Source organism: Albidovulum sp. (assembly GCF_049646345.1).
Taxonomy (GTDB): Bacteria; Pseudomonadota; Alphaproteobacteria; order Rhodobacterales; family Rhodobacteraceae; genus Albidovulum.
On record NZ_JBARVQ010000100.1, the window covers coordinates 1 to 11,797 of the forward strand.

9 protein-coding genes are annotated in these 11,797 nt (G+C 63.2%); 7 read left to right on the forward strand and 2 right to left on the reverse strand.

Annotated features, from left to right (window positions below):
* A partial coding sequence (locus WBB85_RS02540) for a phosphatidylglycerol lysyltransferase domain-containing protein (protein WP_432637053.1) occupies positions 1-1,972 on the reverse strand: 1,972 nt, incomplete at its 3' end.
* A 98-nt stretch (positions 1,973-2,070) separates the two neighbouring features.
* Entirely contained in the window at positions 2,071-2,385 is a 315-nt protein-coding gene (locus tag WBB85_RS02545; RefSeq protein WP_432637054.1) for a DUF1476 domain-containing protein, read from the reverse strand.
* A gap of 167 nt (positions 2,386-2,552) precedes the next feature.
* Between WBB85_RS02545 and purC the strand changes: the two genes are divergently transcribed.
* From purC to WBB85_RS02580, 7 genes are all read left to right on the forward strand, one after another.
* Positions 2,553-3,314, forward strand: coding sequence for a phosphoribosylaminoimidazolesuccinocarboxamide synthase (gene purC, locus WBB85_RS02550; RefSeq protein ID WP_432637055.1), 762 nt, complete (start codon positions 2,553-2,555; stop codon positions 3,312-3,314).
* Between the two features lie 14 nt (positions 3,315-3,328).
* Positions 3,329-3,568 (forward strand): phosphoribosylformylglycinamidine synthase subunit PurS, encoded by a 240-nt coding sequence (gene purS, locus WBB85_RS02555; protein ID WP_432637056.1) that lies wholly within the window; start codon positions 3,329-3,331, stop codon positions 3,566-3,568.
* Positions 3,568-4,611, forward strand: a complete 1,044-nt coding sequence (locus WBB85_RS02560) for a zinc-dependent alcohol dehydrogenase family protein (protein WP_432637057.1) — start codon at positions 3,568-3,570, stop codon at positions 4,609-4,611. The genes purS and WBB85_RS02560 overlap by 1 nt, the downstream gene beginning before the upstream one ends.
* Before the next feature lie 115 nt (positions 4,612-4,726).
* Positions 4,727-5,395: a phosphoribosylformylglycinamidine synthase subunit PurQ gene (gene purQ / locus WBB85_RS02565; RefSeq protein WP_432637058.1), complete on the forward strand. Its 669-nt coding sequence runs from the start codon at positions 4,727-4,729 to the stop codon at positions 5,393-5,395.
* Between the two features lie 165 nt (positions 5,396-5,560).
* Positions 5,561-7,282, forward strand: coding sequence for a sensor histidine kinase (locus WBB85_RS02570; protein ID WP_432637061.1), 1,722 nt, complete (start codon positions 5,561-5,563; stop codon positions 7,280-7,282).
* Between the two features lie 13 nt (positions 7,283-7,295).
* Positions 7,296-8,627, forward strand: a complete 1,332-nt coding sequence (locus WBB85_RS02575; protein ID WP_432637059.1) for a sigma-54-dependent transcriptional regulator — start codon at positions 7,296-7,298, stop codon at positions 8,625-8,627.
* A gap of 486 nt (positions 8,628-9,113) precedes the next feature.
* A partial coding sequence (locus tag WBB85_RS02580; RefSeq protein WP_432637060.1) for an Rne/Rng family ribonuclease occupies positions 9,114-11,797 on the forward strand: 2,684 nt, incomplete at its 3' end.

Here is an 11,797-nt window from a genome sequence, read left to right on the forward strand (position 1 = left end):
CTGCCCCGGCAGCAATCCGGTCTATGGGAGTGAATTGGCCGGTCCTGTCGGTGTGCTGCCATGGCAGCGGGGCAGGGCGGTGGATTTCCCGTGCCAGATCGGCCGCGGCAAGGGTGAGCGCAAGCAGGTTCGGTGCCGCGATGTAAAGCGGTGTGCGGCGCGGCGCGAAGGCGATCTTGAACTGCGAAAGGCCCGAGCATCCCGACCGGGCCTGAATGGCCCGGGCAAGGGGGGGCGGGAGCGGCCACCGTCCGGGCGGGCAGGGCAGCGCAGCGAGCGAGACACGATGCATCTTCTGCAAGGCGGCATCCTCCAGCGCTGCCGCGACAAGTGCCTGCATAGTCCCGTCGGGCGCCCCGGCGCTGAACCGCATCAGGTCCAGCCCCCATTCCGTCGCCCCCTCATGGAACGTGACGAAGGCGACCAGCCTGTCACCAAGCCACCCGAGATAGACGCGCTGACCGGCGACATAGTCGGGCGCAAAGCGGCCCATCGAAAAGCCGCGCTCTCCGCCGCGATGCGTAGCCCAGCCCGCCGCGACCCGCGCCATCGCCGCAAGGGGCAGGGCACCGGTTCGCCCGCGTTCGATGCGCAGACCGGCATTGGCGGCCTTGCGCAGCTTGCGCCTGAGACCGGCACGGGCGGCGCCCGCAAGCCCGGTCGCCTCGGCAGGGTCCAGCCATAGTTCTTCGGCCACCGGCCACACCGAGTATCCCGCTTGCCGTGCATGAACCGCTGTCCGGGCCGAGCATTTGTAAAGACAGGCGATCCGGTTCCGGTCCTTCGCCGCGCGCGACAGCGCGGCGATCAGGAATGGTGTCTCGTCCCCCCGGAACGGATCGAACAGCGCGACCAGCGCCTGACCTGTCTGGCCGATCAGCCAGCCATCGCGTGCCCCCGGCGTCACCAGCGCCTCATGCTGACCTTGCCGCGCGATGCCCCATTCGGACCGTGTCGCCCCGGCAATCTGGCGGGCGGCGCGCCCCTGCTGAAGACCATCGGGGGCGATCACCCCCGGCCCCGCCTTGGCTACGCGCTCCCCCGGCCCGCGGATCAGGATCAGGGCGGCAAGTGCTGCGGGCAGCGCGAAATAGATCAGCCGGTAGGCGACGATTGCCGCCAGAAGCGGCTCGGCCGGGACCGAGGGCAGGAGCGCAAGAAGGGCCACCTCGAATGCGCCGAGCCCGCCCGGCGTGGCCAGAACCAGCCCGGCGCCAAGCGCCAGAAGATAGGCAGGGATCAGGTCTGCGGGTCCAAGCACGATCCCGTCGGGCATCAGCGCCCAGAGGGCAAGAGCGGCCGCCACAGTATCGGCAAGGGTCAGAGTCAGAAGGCGGGAGATTGCGCCAAGGCTGGGCATGTCGCGCCCGGCGATGCGCGGGTGCCAGAACACGGCCCCCAAAGCCAGGACCGCAACGGATAAGATCGCGGCGGCACCTGCCTGCACCACAGGCATCGCCAGAAGGGGCGCAACACCTGGCAGGATCAATACGGCCGCCGCCGTGACCACGGCCCATCCGAGCAGGAAAAACGCCGTCACCGTGGCCGTCAGCCGGGTCGCCTGCCAGAGGCCAAGGCCCGGCAGCATACGCCAGCGTACAAGCGCCCCTGTGATCAGGCCAAGGCCGAGAACCTGCGAAATGGCAATCGCGCTGAAACCGGCCCATGCGGCCTCACCGGCAGCAGCACCGGTGCGCAGATGCCGGTGCACCACGATGTCATAGCGGGTGATGGCGGCGAAGCTGGCGACGATGGCAAGGCCCGCACCCACCCATTGCATGGCACCGATCTGGCCAAGGGCCGCACGCACCGCGCCAAGGTCAATCGCCAGGATCCGGTCGCGCAAGAGGACAAGGAACAGGACGGCAGCCGCCAGCGGCACCACCTGCCGCAAGAGGATGCGCCCGAATCTCGGCCGCGCATCCCCCGCGGCAACGGCAACATCCAGTGAAGAAACCCGTTCCATGCCCATCCTGACCTCCGACACACCGGGGGTCAGGACTAGTCAATCTGGCTTCATGCTACCTTAATGGCGCATGGCAATTTCAGTAGGATTGGAACGATCCGACCTCAGGCTTCGTCCATCAGCTGGCGCTTGGCTTCGATCATCATCTCGGCCATCTTGGCGCGGATCGTCGCCTCATCGGCCTTGGCGCCAAGGTCGCCCGCGAGCTTGCGATAGACGTCCTCGTCACCCGCTTCCTCGAAATCCGAGGCGATTACCTCTTTCGCGTAAGCGGCGGCATCGTCCCCCGCCTTGCCCAGAAGCTCTGCCGCCCAGAGGCCCAGCAGTTTGTTACGGCGCGCCTCGGCCTTGAACTTCATCGCCTCGTCATGGGCGAACTTGTTCTCGAAAGCGTTTTCGCGGTCGTCGAAAGTGGTCATGGCTGGGTCCCGTCTGGAATTGGTCCGTTATTCCTCATATGCCCGCAGCACCCCGGCTCTGCAAGCCCCCGGGTCGATCCCGGCCTATGACTTGCAGCCAAAGCGCCGTTGCCCTATAGCGGCGGCAAGATGGGGCGGGGCTTTTCCGCCATACGAACGGAGCTTCCATGGCGCGTCGCAAGAAGATCTACGAAGGCAAGGCGAAGATTCTTTATGAAGGCCCCGAGCCCGGAACCTTCGTGCAGTATTTCAAGGATGACGCCACTGCCTATAACGCGCAGAAAAAGGCGACGATCGAGGGCAAGGGCGTTCTGAACAACCGCCTCAGCGAATACTTCATGCAGGGGCTGACCAATATCGGCATCCCCAACCATTTCATCCGCCGCATCAACATGCGCGAACAGCTGATCCGGCAGGTGGAGATCATCCCGCTGGAAGTGATCGTGCGCAATTTCGCGGCCGGAACGCTGTCCAAGCGCCTCGGGATGGAAGAGGGCACCGCTCTGCCGCGTCCCATTGTCGAATACAGCTACAAGAACGACGCGCTGGGCGATCCGATGGTCAGCGAGGAATACATCCTCGCCTTCGGCTGGGCCAACCAGCAGGACATGGATGACATCGTCTCGATCGCGCTTCGGGTGAACGATTTCCTCTCGGGCGTCTTCTACGGCGTCGGCATCAAGCTGGTGGATTTCAAGATCGAGATCGGCCGCATCTGGGACGGCGATTTCATGCGGCTGATCGTGGCCGATGAAATTAGCCCCGATTCGTGCCGACTCTGGGACATCAAGACCGGCCAGAAGCTCGACAAGGACGTGTTCCGCCGCGATCTCGGCGATCTGGCCGATGCCTATAGCGAGGTTGCCCGCCGCCTTGGCGTGCTGCCGACGCAGGCCACCCATATGTCGAAACCGACCCTGATCAACTGAAAGGCCCCGATCCGATGAAAGCCCGTGTCCATGTCATGCTGAAGGATGGTGTTCTCGATCCGCAGGGCGATGCGGTCAAACATGCGCTTGGGACGCTCGGTTTTTCCGGCGTGACGGGCGTGCGTCAGGGCAAGGTGATCGAGCTTGATCTGGCCGCTACCGACAAGACCGCCGCCGAGGCCGAGGTCAAGGCGATGTGCGAAAAGCTCTTGGCCAATACCGTGATCGAGAAATACACGGTCGAGATCGCCTGATGCGCGCGGCGGTGCTGACGCAGTACCGCGCGCCGCTCGACCTTCGCGACCTGCCCGATCCGGACTGCCCCGAAGACGGGGTGGTGCTGAGGGTGTTGGCCTGTGGCATCTGCCGGTCGGACTGGCATTCATGGACCGGCGCGGACCCCGATGTTTCGCTGCCCCATATTCCCGGCCACGAATATTGCGGTGTCGTCGAGGCGGCAGGCGCAAGTGTCACTTGCTGGAAACCCGGCGATCGCGTCATCGCCCCCTTCATTCTTGCCTGCGGCCAATGCCCCGCCTGTGCGGCAGGCAACCAGACGACCTGCCCGAAGCAAGCTATTCCCGGTTTCACCCATCCCGGTGCTTTTGCCGAACGCATCGCGGTGCCACGCGCAGATCACAATCTGACGGCATTGCCCGCGTCTATGGACCCGGCTCTGGCGGCCGCCCTTGGCTGCCGGGTGACCACCGCCTGGCATGCGCTGACCGGGCGCGCCGCGCTTCAACCCGGCGAATGGCTGGCGGTCTTCGGCAGTGGCGGGGTGGGGCTCTCGGCGCTATTGCTGGCCAAGGCCATTGGCGCGCGGGTGGTCATGGTCGATGTGGTCGCAGAAAAACTCGCCCATGCAAGCGCCCATGGTGCCGATGCCACCGTCAATGCGGCAGAGGGGGATGCCGCCGCGGCGGTCCGGAGCCTCACCGGCGGCGGTGCCCATGTCGCGATCGAGGCGTTGGGAATTGAAGAAACGACCGTAAGTGCCATGAAAAGCCTCAGGAAACTCGGCCGAATGGTGCAGATCGGCATGCCCGCTGGTAAACATGCCAGAATGACGCTGCCGATGGATGTGCTCTATTCCGGCCAGCTTGCCCTTTATGGCACCCGCGGCATGCCTGCCTGGCGCTATCCAAGCCTTCTGAGCATGATCGAGGCGGGGCAGGTGGATCTGACCCCGCTCATCGCCCGGCGGGTACCGCTTTCCGCCGCCTCCGATGAACTCGCCGCTTTCGACGGACCAACCCCGCCCGGCGTCGCCGTCATCACCGATTTCTCCGCCTGATGCTTCCACTTGGTGAAAATATCCCGGGGTTTGGGGCAGCGCCCCAATCCGCCGCTTCCCCTCGCGGAGCGTTTGAGGTAACAGCCGGACAACCCCGCCAGCCTGAGGACCGCCCATGAAAGCCGCCGTCATTACCTTCCCCGGATCGAATTGTGACCGCGACCTTGCCGTCGCCTTTGAACGTGCCGGTGCCGAGGTCGTGAAGGTCTGGCACAAGGACAGCGCATTGCCCACAGGAACGGACATCGTCGGCATTCCGGGCGGGTTTTCCTTTGGCGACTATCTGCGCTGTGGCGCCATTGCCGCCCAGTCGCCGGTTGCCAATGCGGTCAAGGCCTTTGCCGAAAAGGGCGGTTATGTCATCGGCATCTGCAACGGCTTTCAGGTTCTGACCGAAACCGGCCTTCTGCCCGGAGCCCTGCTGCGCAACGCGGCGCTGAAATATGTCTGCAAGGCACTGGACCTGAAGGTCGTGACGACCGACAGCGCCTATACGGCAGGTTGGGCAAAGGGGCAGACGATCCGCATCCCCGTCGCGCATCATGATGGCAATTACACGATTGATGATGATGGTTTGAAACGGCTGCGGGACGAAGACCGCATCGCCTTCACCTATGTCGAAAACCCCAATGGCGCCACGGCCGACATTGCCGGGGTGCTGTCGTCCAACCGCCGTGTCCTCGGATTGATGCCGCATCCCGAACGCATGGCCGAAGCGGCCCATGGCGGGGCGGACGGATCGGTGCTTTTCCGCTCGCTCATGGATGCAATGGCGTTGAGTTGAGCCTGCCTGCTTGAGGCATTCCCCGGCTGGGCCTAAGATCGGCCAATGTCAGACGAAGACCCACGCGTCGCTCACACAGAAATGGCCGAAACGCCATCCGTCTCCGGGCCGGATGAGACCGCGCCGCATTCCGCCCCGAATGCGCAGGATCGCCGTGTGACCGCCATGCACAGCCCCTGGTGGTTGCGTCTGATCGTCATCACCTTCATCGCGGCGGCCGTTTCGGTGATCTGGTTCACCAACGCCTTTCTCTCGGACCGGTTTTCCGAAACGACGCGCAACCGGGCGGAAGTCAGACTGGCCCTTTATACCGGCCATATCCTCAGCGAGTTGCAGCGGACCTCGGTGGTGCCGCTTCTTCTGGCGCGCGACCCGGCGTTGATCGCGGCGCTGAATTCGGCGAATTTTTCGATCACGTCACAGAACCTGATCGAGGCGCAGGCCGAGATCGGCGCGGCCTCGATCCTGCTTCTTGACGCCTCTGGCCGGACAGTGGCGGCGACCGAGCGGACGCGGCTGGGAACCAACCACGCGGCCGAACCCTATTTCGTCAATGCGCAGCGGTCGAAAGACACGGTCTTTACCGTGACGGAACGTGAAACCGGGGCCTATGATTTCACCTATTCCCGTGCGGTTCTGTCCGAAAACCGGCTGGTCGGGGTGATCGTGGTCGGTGCCGAGATGTCCAAATTCGAGCGGGTCTGGGCGGGTATTTCGGATGCCGTGGCGGTGGTGAACAGTGAAAACACCGTCATCCTGTCGACCGAGCCGCGCTGGCGCAGGCTGGCGATCAACGACGCGCTGGCCGTGCGTCCGGCACCCTCTGCCATCGAACGCGCCTTTCAGGTAACGGCCGACTGGGCTAACGACCCGCCCGATGCCTATGTGCGCGGCGAGGCGGTGATGCGCAACGAGGCACGCATCCCGTTCCGCGGCTGGAAGCTGATCAGCTTCACGACCTACGATTCGATCCGCGAAAAGGTGAACGCGGTCCTCGCTCTCGAAATCATGGGCTTTGCGGTTCTTCTGGCGCTCATCTTCTATCTGCTGTCGCGGCGCGCCCGGCGCCAATCGGCGGTTGCAAGGCGGGAATCGGCTGACCTTCGCCGATTGAACGCCCGGCTTCAGCAGGTCATTGCCGAGCGCGAGAAGGTGCAAAAGGATCTTGAAGTCGCCGAACAGACCCTGGCGCAGTCGTCGAAACTTGCCGCCTTGGGCGAAATGTCGGCCGCTGTCAGCCACGAACTGAACCAGCCCCTGGCCGCGATGAAGACCTATCTGGCGGGGGCACGCCTTTTGCTGCAACGCAAGCGATCGGAAGAGGCGCTTTCGTCCTTCCAGCGCATTGACGACCTCATCGAACGCATGGGCGCGATCACGCGGCAGTTGAAAAGTTACGCCCGCAAGGGGGGCGTGGCCTTTGAGCCGGTAGATGTAAGGGTTTGTATTTCATCGGCTTTGTCGATGATGGAACCGACGCTGCGCAACCGTTCCGTGCGCATCACGCGCATGCTGACGCGCGAGAATGTGACGGTGATGGCCGACCGTGTGCGGCTGGAACAGGTGATCATCAACCTTTTGCGCAACGCGCTTGATGCGACCAAGCAGACCGCCGATCCGGAGGTCGAGATCATCCTGACGGCGGGTGAGACGGTGACATTGGCCGTGCGCGACAACGGTCACGGGATCGAGGATCTGGAGAACCTTTTCGAGCCCTTCTACACGACGAAGAACCCCGGTGAAGGTGTCGGGCTGGGGCTGGCCATTTCGTCCGGGATCGTGAAAGACCTGGGCGGACGGCTTACGGCGCGCAATGCGCCGGGCGGGGGGGCTGTATTCGAAGTTCAGCTCCCCATATTGACGGAAAAGACGCAGGCAGCGGAATGAAGAGGTAGATCCCATGGCGCGTGCGATGAAAGTTGCGATTGTCGACGACGAACAGGATATGCGGCAATCGATCAGCCAGTGGCTGGCTCTGTCGGGATTTGATACCGAAACCTATGGCAGTGCAGAAGATGCGCTGAAAGCGATCGGTCAGGATTATCCGGGCGTGGTTGTGAGCGACATCAAGATGCCGGGCATGGATGGCATGGTATTCCTCAAGCGGTTGATGAGCATCGACAGCGGCCTGCCAGTGATCATGATCACTGGCCATGGTGACGTGCCGATGGCGGTCGAGGCGATGCGGGTCGGTGCCTTTGACTTCCTCGAAAAACCCTTCAACCCCGACCGGATGACGGAATTGGCCAAACGCGCCAGCCAGTCACGGCGCATGACGCTCGACAACCGGGCCCTGCGCAAGGAATTGTCGGACGGCTCGACGATCATGAAGAAGCTGATCGGCAATTCTCCCGCAATGGAACGTCTGCGTGAGGATATCCTCGATCTTGGCCAGGCCGACGGCCATGTGCTGATCGATGGCGAGACCGGGACAGGCAAGACGCTTGTGGCCCATGCTTTGCATGCCGTTGGTCCCCGGGCGGGCAAGAAGTTCTCGGTGATTTCCTGCGCGGCCTTTTCCGAGGATCAGCTTGGCGCACGGCTTTTCGGGCCGATTGAGGAAGGCGGCCAGATGCCGCTGGTTGAGGAAGCGCGGGGCGGGACGCTTGTGCTCGAGGATGTCGAAGCGCTCAGCCAGCCGCTTCAGGCGCGGCTTCTGACATTCATCAACGATCAGGGAACGCCTGCCGAGACCCGCATCATCGCGATCTGCAACGATCACGAACAGGGTCGCACGGTCGAGGATGCTCTGCGTCCGGATCTCTACTACCGTCTTGCCGCCCTCAAGATCGTGCTGCCGCCGTTGCGCGCGCGTGGCGAGGATATCCTGACGCTGTTCACCCGGCTCGCCGATCAGTTCTCGGATGAATATGGCTGCGATGCGCCGCAGGTGACAGCCCAGGAGGCCGCCCAGCTTCTGCAGGCGCCCTGGCCGGGCAATGTGCGCCAATTGATCAACGTTGCTGAACGCGCGGTGTTGCAGAACCGACGGGGATCGGGCTCGATCGCGTCGCTTCTGATGGCCGAGAACGAAGAAGCCGGGCCGGTGATGACGACCGAAGGCAAACCGCTGAAGGACTATGTCGAGAGCTTCGAAAAGATGCTGATCGACAATACGATGCGGCGCCACAAAGGATCCATCGCGGCAGTGATGGAAGAGCTTTGCCTGCCGCGCCGGACGCTGAATGAAAAAATGGCGAAGTATTCGTTGCAGCGGGCAGACTATCTTTGAACTTTGGCACGGATACGATTTTTCTTCGAAAAATCGACGAATTTTCGGAGAAAATTCGATCTGGTGCCCGGAGAACTGACGCGGTCGCTGCGCAGTCGAAGTGAAATTCGCCATTGTAATCGTCCGCCCATCCCCGCTAATGTCATAATACGTCGACGATCGCCGGTTTTAGGCTGGTCGACTCATCAGATTTACTGCCGCCCATCCTGCCGGGCCTGTTGGTTCCGGCGGTACGGCGTGCAGGCCGATTGGCCGCAAGGCCGCACATTCGCCCCGTTGTAATCCACGCCGGGGCCAGAGTTGGGTGCCGCAAGGCGCCCGGGACAGAACCGCGATGAAACGCGTGAGGATAGAGCAGCGGATGACAGGCAGACCAATGGTCGCCTCCGCATTGCTGTCCGCTGCGCCACTCGCATCATACATTGAACGACCTGTCAGCGCCGGACCGGAAAGGTCACGGCGCCGATTGGCGTTCGGAAAGATTACATGGCCAAGAAAATGCTCATCGATGCCACCCCCGCGGAAGAGACCCGCGTTGTGGTGGTCGACGGAAACAAGGTTGTGGAATTCGACTTTGAAACCGTCAATAAACGCCAGCTTGCCGGCAATATCTATCTAGCCAAGGTCACACGGGTCGAGCCCTCGCTTCAGGCCGCCTTTGTCGATTACGGTGGCAACCGTCACGGTTTCCTCGCCTTTTCGGAGATCCATCCCGACTATTACCAGATCCCGGTCGCCGACCGTCAGGCTCTGCTGGCCGAAGAGCGCGCCTATGCCGAGGCGATGGAGGATGAGGATAACACTCGCAGCCGCCGCCGTAGCCGGTCGCGGCCCAAGGCCGAAAAGGCGCGTTCGGACGACGCTGTCACGACCAGCGACGAAATTCCTGGCATGACCGTCGTCGATCTTGGCGACGACGAAAAACCTGAAACCGCAACCGAAGAGCCGAGCCCGGCGGTTGCGGCATCCGGCACATCGGAACCCGCCAACGAGGGCGCGAACGACACTGACAATGCGGCAGAGGGGGACGAGCCCTATGTCGCGGCCGATCATGCGTCCGATACCGATGCCGATATCGAATCGGTCGCCGACGAGGATGTCAGCGATGAAATCCGTCAGCCGCGCAAACCGCGCCCGCGCAAATACAAGATCCAGGAAGTGATCAAGGTCCGGCAAATCATGCTGGTTCAGGTCGTCAAGGAAGAGCGTGGCAACAAGGGTGCGGCCCTGACCACCTATCTCAGCCTTGCCGGGCGCTATTGCGTCCTGATGCCGAACACCGCCCGTGGCGGCGGTATCAGCCGCAAGATCACCAATGCCGCCGACCGCAAGAAGCTGAAGGACATCGCATCCGAGATCGAGGTGCCGGAAGGCGCGGGCCTGATCATCCGCACCGCCGGAAGCCAGCGCACCAAGGCCGAGATCAAGCGCGACTATGAATATCTTCTGCGTCTCTGGGAACAGATCCGCGATCTGACGCTGAAATCCATCGCGCCGGCCAAGATCTATGAGGAAGGCGACCTGATCAAGCGCTCGATCCGCGACCTTTACAATCGCGACATCGACGAGGTTTTCGTAGAGGGCGAGCGCGGCTACCGCATCGCCAAGGACTTCATGAAGATGATCATGCCGTCCCACGCCAAGAATGTGAAACACTATCACGAGGGCCTGCCGCTTTTCGCCCGCTATCAGGTGGAAAGCTACCTTGCGGCGATGTTCAACCCGACTGTGCAGCTCCGGTCCGGCGGCTACATCGTCATCGGCGTGACCGAGGCGCTTGTAGCCATCGACGTGAACTCCGGCCGTGCGACCAAGGAAGGCTCGATCGAGGATACCGCGCTCAAGACCAACCTTGAAGCGGCCGAAGAGGTGGCCCGTCAGCTGCGTCTGCGCGACCTTGCGGGTCTGATCGTCATCGACTTCATCGATATGGAAGAGCGCAAGAACAACGCTGCCGTCGAGAAGCGTCTGAAGGAAAAGCTGAAGACCGACCGCGCCCGCATCCAGGTTGGCCGCATCTCGGGCTTCGGCCTTCTGGAGATGAGCCGGCAGCGGCTGCGTCCGGGAATGATCGAATCGACGACGGCGCCCTGTCCGCATTGCCACGGCACCGGCATCATCCGGTCGGATGACAACCTTGCCCTGCAGATCCTGCGGCAACTTGAGGAAGAAGGCACCCGCAAGCGGTCGCGCGAAGTGCTGCTGAAAGCGCCGGTTGCCGTCCTGAACTTCCTTTTCAACCAGAAGCGTGAGCATCTGGCCCAGATCGAGGCGCGTTACGGCATGTCGATCCGGTTGGAGGGCGATCCCGCGATGGTCAGCCCGGATTTCTCGATCGAGAAGTTCAAGACCGCGACCCGTGTCGTGCCCGAAGCCGCCAGCCCTGTCATCTCGGTCGATGCCCTGCGCGCCGCGGATGAGGAGGACGAAGACGAGGATATCGTCGTCGAGGCCGAGGAAGAGGACGAAGCGCCGGTTGCTGCCGAAGCTGAACCTGCCAAGAAGAAGAAGCGCCGTCGTCGTCGGCGCCGGAAGGGTGGCGGTGCCGGGGCTGATGGCACGGCGACACCTGCCGAGGCAGAAGAGGCAAGTGCCGATGGGGCCGAGGCTGGCGATTCTGAAGCCGGAGAAGCCGCTGCGCCGGAAACAGCGCCGGACGCTGCCGATGCCACGGCCGAGGCACCTGCCGAAAAACCCAAGCGGTCGCGCAGCCGGAAAAAGCCGGTCGCCAAGGATTCTGCTGCCGAGCCCGAGGCCGAGCCTGTTTCGGCCGAGGCGCAGGAGGCAGCACCGGCCGAAGAAAAGCCCGCGCCGAAGAAACGGGTCACCCGCAGCCGCAGCAAGAAAGCCGCAGACGCACCGGCAGAAGAACCGGCGGCTGAGGCCGCACCGTCTGTCGCTGACGAAGCACCGAAGCCGGCAAAGAAAGCTGCAGCACCACGCAGCCGGAAGCCTGCTGCGGCAAAGGCGAAACCCGCCGCACCGGCAGCTGAAGCTGAGGCACCTGCGCCGGAGCCCGCATCAGAGCCGGTCGCAGCCGCCGAGCCTGCCCCCGCGCCCGAGCCGGTGGCCGCCCCAGCGACAGAGACGCTTCAGCCCGACCCGCAGATGGCCGAGGCCACGACAAGTGACGCGGCAGCAGACGATGCGGCAAAGCCCAAGCGGCGCGG